Raw genomic sequence first — 17,340 nt, forward strand, 5'->3', positions numbered from 1 at the left:
GGACGGACCGGGCTTCCTCTGTTTCCTTGAAGCGGTGTTGGCCAGCTTCCCATATGCTTACCACCCGATGGCCGCTCCGTCACAACGCGGGTCCGTACCGCCGCTGCGGTAGCCGTTGCCGTCAATTGAGATGGCGTGGGCATGGCCCATGATCCCATCGTAGCTCCCGACCGCACGGACCAGATGCCCCGCTTCTGCCAATTCGGCCTGCACGCCTGCTGCCACCCGGCTCTCTATCTTCAGCTCCTGGGTAGGCTCTCCCCAGGTTCTGCCCCAGACGAAGCGGGGTTCATTCACTGCCGTCTGCGGGTTCATGCCGTAATGAAGCATCCGGGTCAGCAGCAGGGTCTGCGTCTGCGGCTGACCTTCGCCGCCCTGCGTGCCATACAGATAGGCGGGCTTGCCGTCCCGGCAGGCCATCGCCGGCATCAGTGTATGGAACGTGCGCTTATGCGGCTCCAGCGTATTAATATGACCTGGATCAAGCGAGAAGAAAGAGCCTCTATTCTGCAGCAGAATCCCCGTATCTCCGGCCACAACCCCGGAGCCGAATTCGAAGTACAGGCTCTGGATGAACGAAACCGCATTTCCTTCCCCGTCCACAACCGCAGCATAGGCCGTATCCCGGCCGACCGGCTCACTGCCGATAGCCAGCGCCTGCTGCGGGGAGATTGAAGCTGCCAGCTGTGCTGCATACCCCTTATCCAGCAGCTGATCCAGCGGAATCCTGCTGAAGGCCGGATCGGTCAGCACCCGGTCCCGGTCGCGGAAGCTCAGCTTCAGCGCCTCCACCAGCAGATGATAATACTCATACGAGCCATGCCCGATGTCAGCAAAGTTATAACGTTCCAGTATATTGAGTGCCATAAGCGCTGTGAAGCCCTGCGAGTTGGGCGGAACCTGATAGACCTTGTGCCCGTGGTAGTCCGTGGACAGCGGCTCTTCCCAGTTCCCCCGGTGATCGGCGAAATCATCCCGGGTAAGATATCCGCCCGACGCCCGCATATACTCACTTATCTCCTCCGCGATCTTTCCCTTATAAAAAGCATCCCGGCCTCCGGCGGCCAAGGCCCGCAGCGTCCCGGCCAGCTGCCGCTGCACAAACCTCCCGCCCGCCGCCGGAATCCGGCCGCCGGGAAGATAGATCGCCGCTGCCTCAGGAGACAGCGCGGCTCCGGCCAGAACGCTGCCCCCGTGCTGGTCCGGCGACAGCGGAAATCCATCGGCGCAGTAGCCGATTGCCGGCTCCAGCACCTCAGCCAGGGTCAGCCGTCCATACTCACGCTGGACGGCCTCCCAGCTATCCGCCATTCCGGGTACCGTAATGGCGCTGCGCACACCCCGCCGCGGGATGGCCGTCTCCCCCGCGTAACAGTCCCTGCGGACGGCGTAACCGGATCGTCCGCTGCCGTTGTAGGCCCGGACGCGCCCTTCCCCGGCGCTGTAGGCCAGCCAGAAGGCGTCGCCGCCGAGCCCGGTCATATGCGGATAGACTACAGCCAGCGCGGCGCTGACTGCAACCGCCGCATCATAGGCGTTGCCGCCTTTTTCCAGCATCCGTGCTCCTGCAGCGGATGCCAGATAATGGGGACTGACCACCATCGTTTTCGTGCCGATTACAGGTCCTCTCGTCAAGCTGACCATCTCCCATTCCGGTGTCGTTCAAGTTAGTGTCATTTAACAGTACGCCCGAAACCTTTGTCAATCGGTTCCGGGAAACCGTAAATTCACGCTGTTATTTTTGTGAGCCATGCACAAACTTTACGTCTACAAGAGCCTGTAATATAGAACCGGGCATATGAATTGTATAGAATAAGCTGATCAAGCGGCCAAGCACCATTCCGCGCTGCGGAATCCACTTATGAAATGGGGCCTATCCTAATGAAAACCACCGGTAACGAATACATCCAGATGGCTATGGCTATGTCCAGAACAGGCATCCTCGGCTATGGCGGCGGACCGTCCGTCATCCCGCTGATCCGGCATGATGCCGTAACCCGCTATGGCTGGCTGAGCGATGAGGAGTTCGGCGAGACACTTGCCATTGCCAATGCGCTGCCGGGTCCGATCGCTACCAAAATGGCCGCTTACCTCGGCTATAAGCTAAAAGGCGTCCGGGGAGCCACTCTCTCCGTACTGGCACATATCTTTCCCAGCGGAATTGCGATGATCGCGTTGTTATCTGCCGTAAATTACTTAAGCGGTTCCAAGGTTGTAGCCGGAATGATCGCTGCGGTTTCCCCTGTGATTGCGGTTATGCTGGGAATGATGGCTTATGAATTTGCCCGGAAGGCTTTTAAAGGCCTTGGTGTAATGATCGGGACCGGCTTCCTGCTGCTCGCTCTGGTGCTGCTTGAAGTGCTGCATCTGCATCCGGCCATAGTCATCGTGCTATACCTCGGTTATGGAACAGTCCATTACCGGATACTCGCGAAACAGAACAAAGGGGGGACCGCCTAAATGGAATGGCTCAAGCTGATCTATGGTTTTTTCATGGCCAACGTGCTCGGCTACGGCGGCGGCCCCTCCTCCATTCCGCTAATGTACGAAGAGATTGTGCCGCATTACGGCTGGCTGACCGATGAAGAATTCTCCAATATGCTGGCGCTCGGCAATGCGCTCCCCGGACCGATTGCCACCAAAATCGCTGCTTATGTAGGCTACGATGTCTATGGCTGGCCCGGACTGGCCGCTGCTCTGCTGGCGACGATTGTCCCTTCCGCTGCTGCGCTGATCATCCTGCTGAACGTGATGCAGAAATACAAGCAGTCGCCTGTTGTCAAAGGCATGACGCTGCTTGTCCAGCCGGTTATCGCCATTATGATGGTTGTGCTTACCTTTAAAATGGCCAAAGGCCCGGCAGATTCCATTGGCATCTGGCAGACCCTGATCATTGCCGCAATAGCCTTCTGGGCCCTGAAGCACTTAAAACTCCACCCCGCGCTGGTTATTCTCGCTGCTTTTGCCTATGGCGGGCTGGTGCTGCAGTACACGTTCTAGCTGACGATCACGTTCCCCCTGGCTAATAACCTTCTCCGGGACCACGCTCACTTCAGAATATATTGCGACAGCACCGCCTGCACCTCATAGATATTGACGGACTTGTTGAAGGTTTTCTTCAGCGGCACCGCCGCACCGGACACATAGAGGCACAGCTCCGCATCGAGATCGAAATGCCCGGCCGTTTCCACCGAGTAATGGGTGATGCTTTTGTAGGGAATTGAGTGATATTCCGTTTTCTTGCCGGTCATCCCCTGCTTATCTACGAGGATCAGGCGTTTGTCTGTAAAAATAAACATATCCCGGATCAGCTTATAGGCGCGTTCGATCGTTTCCTGCGGAGCCAGAATCTGCGCATATTCCCGCTTCACATCTTCCAGCGGGACCTGGGAAGCATTGCCCAGCAATCCGTTAAAAATCGCCATAGTCATCCCCTTTTCCTGTAATAGATTGGCAGCAAATCCTCCTCTGCCATAGTCCATACTACTTGCAGATTTATGGATTTATACCAGAGCAAGGGGATTTCCCTCTTGCTTATTCCCGGTTTATTGGTTAAAATGACTATAAATTTAGAAGAAGGAGGTGTAGGAGAATGGATCACAATCGGACCAACAGTGTTAGTAGCCGGCTGATTAATATTATGGCTGGCATCGTTCATGTAAATGCCCTGGACGGGAGAAGTCTGTCCATTTACAAGAACTTAATAACACTACAACATTGTGAAATGCCTTTCTCGCCTACACTTCAACGGATCTCATAAACCGGAGAATACTCAGGCCGCGGGGAAATTTCCCTGCGGCCTTTTTATGTTGTTTTGTAGTCAGGGCGTTCCTATAAAAGGAGAATAACTATGATCATCTCATGCCAAAATGTCCAAAAATACCACGGTGCCCAGCTCGTCCTGGAGAACATCACCTTCGATATCCGCCAAGGCGAAAAAATCGGCCTGATCGGCCGCAACGGCTGCGGCAAGACCACCCTCTTCCATCTGCTGAGCGGGGAAGAACGTCCCGATCAGGGACAGATCTCCATCCGCCGGAGCAGCGTCATCGGACTGCTCGCGCAGATTCAGCAGGTGAGCGACGATGAAACCGTATATGCGGTTCTGCAGCGCAGCTTCGCGGAGCCCTTGCAGTGGCAGCGCCGCCTGCGGGAGCTGGAGCAGACCATGTCCGCTTCCGGTGCAAGTGACGATGAACAGGCTTGGAACCGGCTGCTTAAGGAATACGGCAACCTGCAGGAGAAATTCGAAGCCGCTGGCGGATATGAAATTGAATCCTCCATCAGCCGTGTTGCCGCCGGCCTTGGCATTGGAAGCGGCCAGTATGACCGCCGGTTCTCTTCCCTCTCCGGCGGGGAGAAGACCAAGGTCGGCCTCGCCGAGCTGCTGCTGCGCCGTCCCGATATTCTGCTGCTCGATGAGCCGACCAACCACCTCGATATGGATGCTATCGAATGGCTGGAGCAGTTCCTGCAGAGCTATGACGGCACTGTGCTGGCCATTTCCCATGACCGTTATTTCCTCGATGCCGTCGTTAAGAAGGTCATTGAGATCGAAGACGGCGAAGCCTTCACCTTCCATACGAACTACAGCGGCTATCAGGTGGAGAAGGAAGCCAGACTCCTGCAGCAGTTCGCTGACTATCAGGAGCAGCAGAAGAAGATTAAGCAGATGCAGGAGAGCATCAAGCGGCTGATTGAATGGGGAAAGCTGAATCCGCAGAACATCTCGTTCCCCCGCCGCGCAGCTTCCATGCAGAAGGCGCTGGACCGGATGGTCAGAGTCAAACGGCCGGTTCTGGAACGCAAGTCCATGGATCTGCAGCTGGAGCAGGATGACCGGACCGGCAATCAGGTCGTAATCCTTGACCAGATTAGCAAAGCCTTCGGAGAGCGTAAGCTCTTCTCGGCAGCCAGTGATATTCTCAGATATGGAGAGACTACGGCACTGATCGGCGGCAACGGCGCAGGCAAAAGCACGCTGCTGCGGATTATTCTCGGGCTGGAAGCCCCGGACAGCGGCAGCTGTACGCTGGCTTCCAGAGCCGTTGTCGGCTACCTGGCCCAGGAAGCTGTACCGGAGGAGAACGGCCAATCCGTGCTCCGTTATTTCCGCGAGGAAGCAGGGCTTGAAGAAGGAGAAGCCCGCGGGCAGCTGGCCCGGTTTCTCTTCTACGGCAGTGATGTGTTCAAGAACATCACCAATCTCTCCGGCGGAGAATGGACACGGCTGCGCTTCGCGGTGCTGATGCACCGCCGTCCGAATCTGCTCATTCTTGATGAGCCGACCAACCATCTCGATATCGATTCCCGCGAAGCGCTGGAAGAGGCGCTGGAGGAGTTCCCCGGGACCGTGCTGGCTGTATCGCATGACCGTTATTTCATTAACCGCTGCTTCGGAAAGCTATGGAGTATTGATGGCGGACGTTTCTCATCCTTCTCCGGGAATTATGAATATTATAAGGAGAAGCAGGCCGAGAAAGCAGCGGCTGCCGAACGGCAGGCAGCAGCAGGGAGTAAATCTGCTGCTGTCATTAAGCCCCGCCCAGCCGGTGATGCCGCATCCTCCGCTCCTTCCCGCAAGCCCCGTCCGGCTGTCTCCTGGGAGCAGGACATTGCTGCTGTTGAGGCTCAGCTAAGTGTTATCGACGGCGAGATGCTGAACCCTCGGTTTGCCAGCGATTCCGGGAAGCTGGCTGAGCTTATGACGGCGCGGGATGCCGCACAGCAGAAGCTGGATGACTTGTACAGCAGCTGGTTAAGCGAAGCGGATAACTCTTAGATCATTTACGATTATTCTTTAGACTGATTACTAATCCCATAACAGAGGTGAACAAGGTGACATTAACCCCGGCAATAGCACAATACTGGGAGTCTTATCTGCAAGACCATCCTGAGGCAGCGGAGAATTTCGACAGCGCCTGGGCTTTTGGCGACAACCCCCGGCTGGCCGATGAACTGCTGGAGCTGGTCCTGGCTGGAATCAAGACTGGAACGGCACAAAATTATGAGTTAAATGATGCACACGGTACGCCTCTGCCCTTTGCGGGCGGGCTATCCGTGCTGCTGGACAGTACGGGGCAGCCGCGCGGAATCATCGAGACTACGAAGGTTGAGATTGTTCCGTTTGCGGATGTAACGGCTGAGTTCGCGTATTCTGAAGGGGAGGATGACCGCAGCCTCGAATCGTGGCGCTATAACCATGAAGTATTCTTCACCAGAGAGCTTGAGGATGAAGGTAAGCCATTCGACCCTGGTATGCGGGTCATCTGCGAGACCTTTCGACTGGTGCATATCAATAAAAAACTGTAAATCTTAGCACTTAAAAAGGCTGCTTCTTCTTAACCGAAGAGGCAGCCTTCATTGTATAGTTGCACGTTAGTATAAGGTTAGAGCTTCAAGGTGAATCTTAAAATTTCCAGATGCCCGTAATCCAGCCGATAACCGAGATCCATAATGGAATACTGATTAGGACGCCCCATACCAGGCCGGTGGCAATATTACCTTCTGCAGGACGTGTTACACCTTCCTGCGTCAGCGGAAGTCTTAACTCTTCTTGTTCCATGTGATCCCCTCCTAAAATTGTTATCGACACAGCAGAGGAAAAAATGTAGACCGCCTGGCCCAAAAAGTTGTGTTTCTGATAAATTTTTTAGATATAAAGGCTCAGCGGTTGATTAATGCAAAGGCTTACATAAATAATATTAACCAATTTTTGTCTACTTTAAAACTTATATACTCCTGATCATCTATTATATGCAGTACTTTAGTCCAATATTACTGCCTTTTCAGAATTATGTAAATATTGGAACAGTGTGTGCAGCTGCTCCACCGTATTGCGCTCCTCAGACAATTCAGGCAAGGCATCCTCGGCAAAAAAGCCTACCCCACTTGTCTCCACACCCGCTTCCGCTGCCCCGCCGGTAATCCGGCACAGGATGAACATTTTGTAGACATGATAAGGCTCCGGGGGATGCTGGTGAAATTTCTTGTCCAGCACAGCGAGCAAACGTACGGCTTCCGCCTGATAGCCGGATTCCTCGGCAATCTCTTTCACAACCACTTCGCTTGGAGACAAGCCGATGTCCGCCCAGCCTCCAGGCAATGCCCACTTACCGTCCAGCTTCTCACGTACAAGCAGAATTTGGTTATCCTCAAAAATCACTCCGCGGATATCCACTTTCGGCGTGCTGTATCCGCCCTCTCCCGCGAATGAGAGCCGGATGCGTTCTTTGCTCTCATACGTATAGTTAGCCAGAATATCTACACTCAGCTCCCGCAGCGCCTGGTAACGTTCGATATCATATACATCCTTGGCATAGGTCAGACCGGTCTGGGCAATCCCCTGTATTTCTTTGGCCCAGGTTAACCATTTCTGTTCCATAAGTACACCGCCTTTAATCAGATATGGGATAGAACATACTTTTTCAGAACTCCAGCAGCTCCATTCATTATATTAGCGCTACTCGCACAGCATCAGATGACGGGAGAACGCACCTTTCTTCGCAATACAGCGGTCGATGATCGTGAAGCCGGCAGAATGTATCATCTTATCCATCGCTTCGATCGCCACAATAACAACCCGGTCCGCAATCCGGCGGGTATTGGTGAGAATGGCAAACTGCTCCTCAGGGGTAATCCGCGAATACAGATTATAAGGCATATCCACAATAGCAACATCATAGTGCTCCTTAATGTCGGCGATATCCCCGAGCGTGACTTCACTCTCGAAGCCGAAATGGGCGATATTCGTCCGCGCTCCGGCAGCAATAAGCGGGTTAATATCACGTCCTACAATATCGATTCCCATAGACAGTGCCTCAACCATTACCGTGCCAATCCCGCAGCAGGGATCTATCATCTTCACTCCGGCTATGCGGGGAACTGCCATATTGACCGCCGCCCGGGCCACCCGTGTGCTGAGTGCTATGGAGTAGCTGCGGGGCTTTTTCATCTGCCGGAACCAGGTTGCCTTATTCTTATGATAAGCTCCGAAGTACCAGCGTCCGCCCAGCGTTACAATTCCATACACCAGCTCCGGATGATTCACATCCGCCTCGCCTTCGATCCGCAGGCCGATTTCCCGTTCAATTACTCTGCGTTCATCGTATTCAATTTTATGCTCTGGTGTCAGATCATTCGTCTTCACAAAAATCACCTTAAAGGTCCGTCCATTCAGCTCTACCCGTTCCGTCTGCCGGTAGATTTCCGGGAGCGTGTCCCCTTCGTACATCACATCAATCCGCTCTTTGATAAAAGGGCTGCGGCTGACGTCCACCCGGGTCCCGCTTGAGAATATAGCCGGCGGGATCTCGCCGCCAAACAGACAGCGCAGCTCCATACCGCATAGGGATGCCTCATCCTCAGAATGGGCGTATGTATAGATATAAGAATTGTTTCCGCCCTCGGGCATTTGTGCTTCATATTCAAGACTTGCTGATACATTCGCTGACACTGTTATTCCGCTCCTATCGCTTCCGCCGCTTGCGGCGCTTCTGTTTCTGATTCTAAACTGAACTTTTCCGGGCTATCCGCCGGTTCAGCATCTCCATGCCCGCCATCATAGCTGATCCTTGCCTTGGCGATTTCTCCACGGTTTCCCCTCACCCATTCTACCAGTAAAGTCAGCGGGCCAAGAAGAGATTCACCCAGCGCTGTAAGACCGTACTCTACAGTTAAAGGGACTGTAGGGGTGGCTTTGCGCCAGACCAGCCCATCACGTTCCAGATGGCGGAGCGTCTGGGTAAGCATACGCTGAGAGATACCGCTGGAACGGCGCTGCAGTTCCTTGAAACGTAAAGACTGCGCTCCAAGGTTCACAATGATCAGCATACTCCATTTATCTCCGACACGGTCCAGGATCTGCCGGGTAACCGTGCAATCCTCCAGTATAGTTAGTTGCCGGCCAGCTTGTAATCCATCCTTCTCCTGATTGTTCAAGGCAGTTACCTCCATGTAACCTAAGCATCTAATAGTGCCTTCTTGCCGCTTAGGCCCACTAAGTCTATCATGGTTACTGTTAGTAATCAACAACCTGAAAGGAACTGATCGACTATGCAAACCATCGCTATCGTAGGTGCAGGACCGGGCCTCGGCCTGTCCATTGCCAAGAAGTTTGGCGGACAGGGCTTCCGTGTCGCTTTGATCGCCCGCAACGGAGCCAAATTAAAAACTTTGGTAGAAGAACTTACAATGCTGGGTATTGAAGCAGCCGCATTCCCTGCGGATCTTTACAACAAGGAAGGGCTCACCACAGCATTCCGGAACATCAAAGACAAATACGGCTTCATTGATGTACTGGAATTCAGCCCTACCAGCGGCAGCTTTCCTCCAACTCCGGCAACACAGGTAACAGAAGAAATTGCACTTGACGCTTTCCAGTCGCAGGTCATCGGCGCGATCCGTAGTGTGGAGCAGGTGCTGCCGGAGATGCTGGAGAAGAATACAGGCGCTCTTTTATTCAAAACCGGACTGTCCTCCCTGTATCCGATTCCTATGATGGGCAACATGGGAATTGCATTTAGCGGGCTGCGCAACTACGCTATGAACCTGCACACGGATCTGGCACCACTAGGCATTTATGTAGGTCATTTAGCTATAGGAGCCATTATCAGACCCGGGACTGATGCCGATCCGAATCTCATTGCCGGTGCATGGTACGATCTTTACTCCCGCAGAACTCAGCCCGAGGATACTTTTCCACAAGGTGTAACGCCAGCCACCATCCTCTGGTAAGGTGCTTGAACAATCCTTTTTGATCCATCTCTATATCTCCAGTATAATGGATGCATTACACTGCCGATTCTAAACCGACGGGGCCTGTCATCTTGCGTTGCATGATACAGGGCTCCGCGGTACTAGGCAGCGAATTCCAAGGAGGTACATAATTACGATGTCTTACGAAACTTATTTTCAGACTGAGCGTGACGCTCAGCTAACCGAACTCAAGCAATGGCTGGCCATTCCCAGCATCTCGGCCCTCTCCGTACACAAGGAGGATGTGAACGCCGCTGCAGGCTGGCTGGTAGAGACTCTGAAACGCGCCGGATTAGAAAATATCGAGCTGCACCCTACTGCAGGACATCCAGTGATATATGCAGATTATCTTCATGCCCCAGGTAAGCCGACCATTCTGGTGTACGGACATTATGATGTACAGCCGGTTGATCCGCTGAACCTGTGGACCACCCCTCCGTTTGAACCGGAGATCCGTGACGGCAAGCTGTACGCCCGTGGAGCCACTGACGATAAAGGTCAGGTGTTCATGCATATCAAGGCCATTGAAGCCATCCTCAAGCAGGAGGGCACCTTGCCGGTCAACATCAAACTGTGCATCGAAGGCGAAGAAGAGATCGGCAGCGTGAACCTGCCTCCATTCCTGGAAGCCAACCAGGACAAGCTTGCGGCAGATGCCGTCCTTGTCTCGGATACCTCCCTCCTGGAACGCGGGCGCCCTGCGATCTGCACCGGACTGCGCGGTCTATGCTCGCTTGAGGTCACTGTAAACACCGCATTAACGGATCTGCACTCCGGCTCCTATGGCGGCGGCGTTCCAAATGCCCTGCATGCACTGGTGTCTCTTCTCAGCTCGCTTCATGATGACAAGGGCCGTGTGTCCGTTGAAGGTTTCTATGAAGGCGTGCCTGTACTCTCTCCTCTCCTCCGCGATGAATTCGCCAAGCAGGGAGTAGACGAAGACAAGATCAGAGCGTCCCTTGGCCTGGAGCAGCTGTACGGCGAGGAAGGCTACAGCTTCGTAGAACGCATTGGCGCACGTCCAACCCTGGAGCTGAACGGCGTATACGGCGGCTTCCAGGGCGAAGGCAGCAAGACGGTTATTCCGAAGGAAGCCCATGCCAAAATCACCTGCCGCCTTGTCGGCGACCAGGACCCGCAGCATATCCTGGATGCCGTGGAAGCACATCTGAAGGCCAATATACAGAGTGGTGCGAAAGTGCATGTGAAACAGATGGAGAAGGCCCGCGCCTTCAACATCGATCCCTCTCATCCGATCCTGCAGACCGCTGCAGATGCTTACGGCAAAGTATACGGCACCCGCGCCCTCTTCACCAAAGACGGCGGCTCGATCCCAATCATGGAGAGCTTCTCCCGCATCCTGAAGGCTCCTGTGGTACTGATGGGCTTTGGGCTGGACGACGAGAACCTGCATGCTCCGGATGAGCATTTCAATCTGGAGAATTTCGATAAAGGCCTGCTGACGATTGTGGAGTTCCTGAAGACCGTATAATCCGGCACAGCATTGTCCAAGCTGGTCCACGAATAGCTGCAACAGCAAAGCCAGGCTCCCGGAGAATCGGGAGCCTGGCTTGTTGCGGATCAGAATACTTGTTGTATAACGAAAATAAACAACAAAAAAACCCTTGCGGACAAGGATTTGGAATTTAAATATGGAGCGGGTGATGGGAATCGAACCCACGCTATCAGCTTGGAAGGCTGAAGTTCTACCATTGAACTACACCCGCAACTCAAATTGAGTACAAGAAACATTGTAGCATTACTACGAATAAATTGCAACCCTAGCAGGATCTCCCGGATCATATTACGATGGCATTTCCAGCAGCGGCTTCAAAAAAGACAGTTCGAATTCCTCCGCCTTGACCGGCTTGCTGAACAGAAACCCTTGTGCTTCATGGCAATGCTGCTGGCGCAGGAATTGCAGCTGTTCCTTGTTCTCAACGCCTTCCGCAGTTACCTTAAGCTTCAGGTGGTGAGCCATGGACGTTATCGTGGAGACAATCGCCGCATTGTTGCTGTCCTCCATGACATCCGAGACAAAGGAGCGGTCAATCTTGAGCCGGTCAATCGGCATGTTCTTGAGATAATGCAATGAACTGTACCCTGTGCCGAAATCATCAATACTGATGCATACGCCAAGTCTCTTTAGGCGGTTCAGTTGGTCAAAGGCAGTCTCCTTGTCCAGTGTCATGCTCTCGGTAATCTCCAGATCAACATAGCTGGGATCGAGACCGATCTCCTGCAGAATCGCCCCTATCTTACCAGCCAGATTCGGCTGCAGGAACTGACGCATCGATAGATTAATAGAGACACAAATGGGCCGATAACCGGCATTTTGCCATGTTTTATTCTGCTGGCAAGCCGTTCTGAGCACCCATTCCCCGATTGGAACAATCAGTCCGCTCTCTTCTGCGATTGGAATGAAATCTACGGGAGAGACGAGTCCGCGTTTGGGATGATTCCAGCGCAGCAGCGCCTCCATGCCGACAATCTCTTCGGTCTCAAGCAGTACCTGAGGCTGATAGACGAGATAGAATTCATTCCGCTCTAGGGCTCTGCGCAGATCATTCTCCAGCTTGAGGCGTTCCTTAGCCTTCATCTGCATAGCCGGAATATAGCGGCGGATATCCACCCCTTGCATCTTCGCATTGTGCACAGCAGTATCCGCGTTCTGGATTAGCTGCTCTGCCGTATCACCGTCTCCGGGGAAGATGCTCATCCCCAGACTAAGCGAGATGTGATATTCTCCGGACTCGAGGCTTACGGGTGTCTCGAACAGCCGCAGCAGATCATTCGCCCGGACCAGACAGTTCTCAAGACCAGTCCGCTCTGTCATCAGAAAAGCAAACTCATCCGCTCCCATACTATAGAGCTCTTCATTCACTCTAACCTCACTACCGATCCGCTGGGCGACCAGTTGCAGCAGCAAATCTCCTGCATAATGTCCAAGAGAGTCATTAATATTCTTGAAATGATTGATGTTCATGATGACCAGACCCGAGAATCCGCGGCTTTTGTCCTTCTCACTCTGGATCACGATCTCTTCCATACGCTGCATCAGGCGGCGCCTGTTCGGAAGACCTGTAAGATCATCGTGGAAGGCCAGATAATTAATCCGCGCCTCTGCCTGCTGGTTCTCTTCAAAGGGCTCCTCTATCGTTAATCTGTAGACACCGGTAAGCAGAAGATAATAAGCCACTCCGCTGCTGAGCATCCCGAACAGATAATCCATATCTCCGACACTGAACAGATTCATGAAGAAGACCTGGCCCAGTGCAAAAAATACAAGGGAGCGGATAATAATCAGAAGCGAAGCAGACTTCTCAATTTTGCCCGGATATACAATAATCCCTACTCCAAGCAGATAAACGAACAGTACGGCCATATTCATCAAATCTCTTACTGTCTCCACCCACGGATAACTCGCCAGTCCAGGAACAATCAGGTTGCCGGAGCCAAACACAGCCGCGGATAGCAGAATCAACAAAAAGGAATTCCGGAACACCTTGTTCTTGCTGTCTACCGACATCGGCTGATCTGCCCTGCAGAAGATAAGCACGATCCCCAGCGCACTCGCAAGCCGCGAGAAGGTCAGCAGCCATAGGGATTGTCCGGAGCTAATATAAGAGGCAACTCCGGGAATGCCTACAAAACCGAGAACATGCAGGAAATCAAAGATGCTTACACCCAAAAACAGAGCGGATGTATAAAGTCTTGCTCTGGATAATTTATTGGAGAATAACAACCAGCCCTGGGCAAAAATCGCAAAGCCGAAAGCCACAGTGCAGCAGCCCGAAATAAGATAGAATGCCAGCAGTAAATCTTTATCCTCTATATCGCCCAGCGGTGTACGGAAAATCTGGATCAGAAGGAACAGCGCAGCCCCTATAATCGCCGCATGAATGGTCTTTCTCTCTTCTTGTCTCATATGTCCCTCGCGTCTAAAAATGATATCTATAATAACTAGTCGATGTGTTTTTGGTCCTATGAATAAATATCGGTTAAATACTCCTGTAAAGTTACATCGTTCATCCTACAATATTAAAAGAAACCATCTCTGGCAGAAAAAAAGCACCTTCCTCTAAAGAGAGGTCAGTGCTTTCATCTTCCGGACGTTTATTTATCCCCGAAATTAACCTCAGGTGTAGTCAGTTTGTCATAGAAGTCAACCGCCTTGTCTTTATCGGCTGAAGAACGCAGCGCCATCGCCGAGCGCGGATGCTCATCCAGTGTTCCCGTAATCATGTATGGGATGATATACCCCCACTCTTCCTTCTCGCGCAATGGAATCATCAGGTTCTCAACAATATCCAGAACGGGACGGAGGGTATACTTGGTATTCTTCAAATGGGTAACCAGCAGCTCTGTAGGACAATTGCCGGCAGCACGGCCCATGCCGTAGCAGGAAGCGTCCAGCAGTTCGACACCTTTTTCCGCTGCAATCAGTGTATTGGAGAAGGCCAGCTGCAGATTGTTATGCGTATGTACACCCAGGCGTTTATCCGGCAAATGTGTTCTGAACTTCTCTACCAGGTAATGGATGTCATTGTGATCCAGACTGCCGTAGGAATCAACGATATATACAACATCAACGACGCTTTCGCGGATCTGTTCAAACGCTTCAAGCAGTTCATTCTCCATGACATTGGATAGAGCCATAATATTAATCGTAGTCTCGTACCCCAGATCGTGGAAGGTCTGCACCAGCTCAAGCGCCTTGTCCACATCTTTGCTATAGCAGGCTACACGGATCAGGTCCAGCATACTCTCACTGCGGGGCAGGATATCATTCACGTCAACACGGCCGATATCGACCAGTGCCGACAGCTTGGTGTGGCCTTTTTGCGGAATAACCTTGCGCAGGAAATCATCATTAAGAAAACGCCACGGCCCGGCACCCTCGGACCCTTTCAGCAGCTTCGGTGAGTTTTTATATCCGATTTCCATATAATCAACACTGGCTTCATTCAAACCAGCGTATAATTTCTGAACAAATTCAATACTGAAATCCCAGTTATTCACCAATCCCCCGTCACGGATGGTACAATCGACAATTTTGCTCTGATTAGTCTTCACAATCTGTTCTCCCTTCGGGCTTAGCTTCATATTATATCCTCATAATAAACACGGCCACAAACTTACTATGCTTACATTATCGTTCAATCATACTTTAATGAAGAATATATTGTAAAGAAAATTTCAGTAATTTCCATATAGATTTCAGAAGAGACGTTCAATGACATTAATCACAGAAAATATTCAAACAAAATGCTACAGTACAAGAAAATAATTGAGATTGATTATCAGTCTCTCTCGGAGGGATTACAATGGCTTCTGCATCCTGCTCCTTGCTGCGTTTACAACCGGGCACTACCGGCTCTATTTATAGAATCGAAGGTATGAACCCCATCTTGCGCCGCCGTCTTGCCGATCTGGGAGTATCCGAAGGTGTAATGATCCGTCTGAAGGGTAAAGGTCCTTTTATGGGCCCCATTACGCTGGAATGCAACGGCCAGTTGTTCGCGATCCGCCGAAAGGAAGCTTCGATGATCGAGGTGAAGGTTTCATGAGCTCTATCGCCCTTGTAGGGAATCCAAACACCGGAAAGACTTCGCTTTTCAATACACTCACATCTTCGTATGAATATGTCGGAAACTGGGCGGGCGTTACTGTTGAGAAGAAGGTCGGCAGCCTGAAGAACGGAGCCGGCAAGCTGATCGACTTACCCGGAATCTATTCACTCCATCCGCTCTCCCGCGATGAGGGCGTAGCCGCCCAATATCTGATCGAAGAATCACCCGAAGCACTCATCAATATTGTCGATGCATCGCAATTGGAAAGAAATCTGCTGCTTACCCTGCAGCTGCTCGAATACGGCAAGCCGATTGTACTTGGTTTGAATATGATCGATGTTGCCAATGCCCGTGGAATTCAGGTGAATCCTGAAGTACTGCAGGCACAGCTTGGGATAACCGTGTTACCGCTGATTGCCAGAACAGGCAAAGGAAGCAGCCAAGTGCTCAGCGTTCTTGAGAAGCCGGCGAGTATTCCGCCTGTAAGCTTCCGTCTGAATTATGGTGAACTCGTTGAAGCGACGATAGCTTCTATATCAAATCAACTGCAGCAGATCTCCGGGCTGCCTAACCTGCGCTGGGTTTCCCTGCAACTGATGGAGCAGAATCCGGTAGTACTGGAGCTGCTCAAGAAACGTATGGATACTTCCGAGCTGATGCTCCTCTGTGATACCTGCCAGACCCAGCTGCAAAAGCAGAAGCTGGCGCTTACCCTTCCGCAGTGGATCCGCTCCATCCGCATGGACTACATCCGCAGTGTATGCGCGGCAGCCATCGATGCGACGAAGCAGAAGCCGCATAATCTGACAGAGCGGCTGGATTCCATCCTGACTCACCGTTTCCTGGGATTGCCTCTGTTTATCGTCTTTATGTATGCTATGTTCAAAACGACCTTTGATTGGGTAGGCGGACCTTTATCGGATCTTCTGGACGGCTTCATTGGCGGCCCCCTCAGTGACGGAGCCAACTCATTGCTGCAGATGATCGGTGCATCGGGCTTTACCCATGCTTTGATTGTCGATGGTATTATCGGGGGTGTCGGCGGCGTGCTCGTCTTTGTTCCCCAGATTTTCATACTGTTCCTGATGATCTCCTTCCTGGAGGATTCCGGTTACATGGCACGCGTCTGCCTGCTGATGGACAGCACGATGGAACGGATGGGCCTGAACGGTAAAGCCTTTATCCCCTTCATTATCGGCTTCGGCTGTAACGTACCGGCGATCATGGCAGCGCGCAGTATCGAACAGCCCAAAGACCGGATGCTGACAACGCTGCTTATGCCGCTGATGTCCTGTTCAGCCCGGCTGCCGGTGTATCTGCTGTTTGCAGCGGTTTTCTTCCCGGCCCGGCAAGCAACGGCGGTGCTGGCGATGTATGTGATGGGAGTAGTCTTCGCCCTGATTCTGTGTAAATTATTCTCCAAACATCTGTTCAAGAATGAATCCTCCATCTTCATTATCGAGCTGCCGCCTTACCGGATGCCGCAGTTCAAGACACTCAGCCGCAGCACCTGGGAGAAGGGCAAAGGCTTCCTGCGAAAAGCAGGAACCATCATTCTTGCCGGTTCGGTCATTATCTGGCTGATGTCTTACGCGGGTCCTGCCGGATTCAATGTAGAGATGGACAACTCGTTCCTGGCCAAATTCGGCGGGCTGATCGCACCGCTGCTGCAGCCGCTCGGCTTCGGCACCTGGCAGGCTGGTTCCACACTGGTTCCAGGCTTCCTTGCCAAAGAGGTTGTCGTATCCACCATGAATATCATTTACCATGCGCCGGATAGCGCAGGGCTGGAAGGACAAATTGCGTCAGTCTTCACACCGCTTAGTTCGATCAGCTTCATGGCCTTTATTCTGCTCTATATTCCTTGCCTGGCCACGGTCGGAGTGATCAAGAAAGAAACGGCATCCTGGAAATGGACCTTCTTCTCCATGGGATATTCACTGGTACTGGCGTATGCCGTGTCACTGGTTATTTTCCAGGGCGGCCGGTTATTAGGATGGTCGTAGAAATA

Annotated in this window: 16 protein-coding genes and 1 tRNA gene; 8 read left to right on the plus strand and 9 right to left on the minus strand. The window is 52.4% G+C overall.

Annotation, left to right across the window (positions count from 1 at the left end; translation table 11 throughout):
- Window positions 1-57: 57 nt before the first annotated feature.
- Entirely contained in the window at window positions 58-1,602 is a 1,545-nt protein-coding gene (gene ggt / locus MKX70_RS32000; RefSeq protein WP_340841723.1) for a gamma-glutamyltransferase, read from the minus strand.
- A gap of 279 nt (window positions 1,603-1,881) precedes the next feature.
- Here ggt and MKX70_RS32005 point away from each other — a divergent pair, with 279 nt between their 5' ends.
- Both MKX70_RS32005 and MKX70_RS32010 read left to right on the plus strand, forming a co-directional pair.
- A complete protein-coding gene (locus MKX70_RS32005) occupies window positions 1,882-2,460 on the plus strand; it encodes a chromate transporter (RefSeq protein ID WP_042233433.1) in 579 nt (192 codons plus the stop codon).
- Window positions 2,461-3,000 (plus strand): chromate transporter, encoded by a 540-nt coding sequence (locus tag MKX70_RS32010; protein WP_042233431.1) that lies wholly within the window; start codon window positions 2,461-2,463, stop codon window positions 2,998-3,000.
- A gap of 47 nt (window positions 3,001-3,047) precedes the next feature.
- On the opposite strand, the gene MKX70_RS32015 is transcribed toward MKX70_RS32010, so the two are convergent.
- A complete protein-coding gene (locus tag MKX70_RS32015) occupies window positions 3,048-3,425 on the minus strand; it encodes a PH domain-containing protein (RefSeq protein WP_042241779.1) in 378 nt (125 codons plus the stop codon).
- Window positions 3,426-3,850: 425 nt separating this feature from the next.
- Here MKX70_RS32015 and abc-f point away from each other — a divergent pair, with 425 nt between their 5' ends.
- Both abc-f and MKX70_RS32025 read left to right on the plus strand, forming a co-directional pair.
- Window positions 3,851-5,782 (plus strand): ribosomal protection-like ABC-F family protein, encoded by a 1,932-nt coding sequence (gene abc-f, locus MKX70_RS32020; RefSeq protein ID WP_340841546.1) that lies wholly within the window; start codon window positions 3,851-3,853, stop codon window positions 5,780-5,782.
- A gap of 56 nt (window positions 5,783-5,838) precedes the next feature.
- The gene (locus MKX70_RS32025; protein WP_052416058.1) at window positions 5,839-6,312 is read left to right on the plus strand and encodes an ASCH domain-containing protein; all 474 of its coding nucleotides are present in this window, start codon (window positions 5,839-5,841) and stop codon (window positions 6,310-6,312) included.
- A 97-nt stretch (window positions 6,313-6,409) separates the two neighbouring features.
- On the opposite strand, the gene MKX70_RS32030 is transcribed toward MKX70_RS32025, so the two are convergent.
- The 4 genes from MKX70_RS32030 to MKX70_RS32045 form a co-directional block, all read right to left on the minus strand.
- The gene (locus MKX70_RS32030; RefSeq protein ID WP_156122990.1) at window positions 6,410-6,565 is read right to left on the minus strand and encodes a hypothetical protein; all 156 of its coding nucleotides are present in this window, start codon (window positions 6,563-6,565) and stop codon (window positions 6,410-6,412) included.
- Between the two features lie 201 nt (window positions 6,566-6,766).
- Window positions 6,767-7,384 carry an NUDIX hydrolase gene (locus tag MKX70_RS32035; protein ID WP_042233427.1) on the minus strand — a complete coding sequence of 206 codons (618 nt, stop codon included), beginning with the start codon at window positions 7,382-7,384 and terminating at the stop codon, window positions 6,767-6,769.
- Window positions 7,385-7,462: 78 nt separating this feature from the next.
- Complete coding sequence (locus MKX70_RS32040; protein WP_340841724.1) at window positions 7,463-8,413, minus strand: TRM11 family SAM-dependent methyltransferase; 951 nt, start codon at window positions 8,411-8,413, stop codon at window positions 7,463-7,465.
- A gap of 44 nt (window positions 8,414-8,457) precedes the next feature.
- Window positions 8,458-8,940, minus strand: coding sequence for a winged helix-turn-helix transcriptional regulator (locus tag MKX70_RS32045; RefSeq protein WP_340841547.1), 483 nt, complete (start codon window positions 8,938-8,940; stop codon window positions 8,458-8,460).
- Between the two features lie 114 nt (window positions 8,941-9,054).
- Here MKX70_RS32045 and MKX70_RS32050 point away from each other — a divergent pair, with 114 nt between their 5' ends.
- Window positions 9,055-9,735, plus strand: a complete 681-nt coding sequence (locus tag MKX70_RS32050; protein ID WP_340841549.1) for an SDR family NAD(P)-dependent oxidoreductase — start codon at window positions 9,055-9,057, stop codon at window positions 9,733-9,735.
- Between the two features lie 157 nt (window positions 9,736-9,892).
- The gene (locus tag MKX70_RS32055; RefSeq protein ID WP_042233423.1) at window positions 9,893-11,248 is read left to right on the plus strand and encodes a dipeptidase; all 1,356 of its coding nucleotides are present in this window, start codon (window positions 9,893-9,895) and stop codon (window positions 11,246-11,248) included.
- A 161-nt stretch (window positions 11,249-11,409) separates the two neighbouring features.
- On the opposite strand, the gene MKX70_RS32060 is transcribed toward MKX70_RS32055, so the two are convergent.
- From MKX70_RS32060 to MKX70_RS32070, 3 genes are all read right to left on the minus strand, one after another.
- Window positions 11,410-11,483 (minus strand) — tRNA-Gly (locus MKX70_RS32060).
- Between the two features lie 77 nt (window positions 11,484-11,560).
- Window positions 11,561-13,684 (minus strand): putative bifunctional diguanylate cyclase/phosphodiesterase, encoded by a 2,124-nt coding sequence (locus MKX70_RS32065; RefSeq protein WP_340841550.1) that lies wholly within the window; start codon window positions 13,682-13,684, stop codon window positions 11,561-11,563.
- 188 nt (window positions 13,685-13,872) lie between these two features.
- Window positions 13,873-14,832 carry an aldolase catalytic domain-containing protein gene (locus MKX70_RS32070; protein WP_445323732.1) on the minus strand — a complete coding sequence of 320 codons (960 nt, stop codon included), beginning with the start codon at window positions 14,830-14,832 and terminating at the stop codon, window positions 13,873-13,875.
- Between the two features lie 251 nt (window positions 14,833-15,083).
- Between MKX70_RS32070 and MKX70_RS32075 the strand changes: the two genes are divergently transcribed.
- Together MKX70_RS32075 and feoB are read left to right on the plus strand one after the other, a co-directional pair.
- Window positions 15,084-15,326 carry a FeoA family protein gene (locus tag MKX70_RS32075; protein ID WP_042134498.1) on the plus strand — a complete coding sequence of 81 codons (243 nt, stop codon included), beginning with the start codon at window positions 15,084-15,086 and terminating at the stop codon, window positions 15,324-15,326.
- Window positions 15,323-17,335 (plus strand): ferrous iron transport protein B, encoded by a 2,013-nt coding sequence (feoB, locus tag MKX70_RS32080; protein ID WP_340789587.1) that lies wholly within the window; start codon window positions 15,323-15,325, stop codon window positions 17,333-17,335. Before MKX70_RS32075 ends, feoB begins: the two co-directional genes overlap by 4 nt.
- The last annotated feature ends 5 nt before the right edge of the window (window positions 17,336-17,340 follow it).

It is taken from the genome of Paenibacillus sp. FSL R7-0312 (genome assembly GCF_038004445.1).
Lineage (GTDB): Bacteria > Bacillota > Bacilli > Paenibacillales > Paenibacillaceae > Paenibacillus_AQ.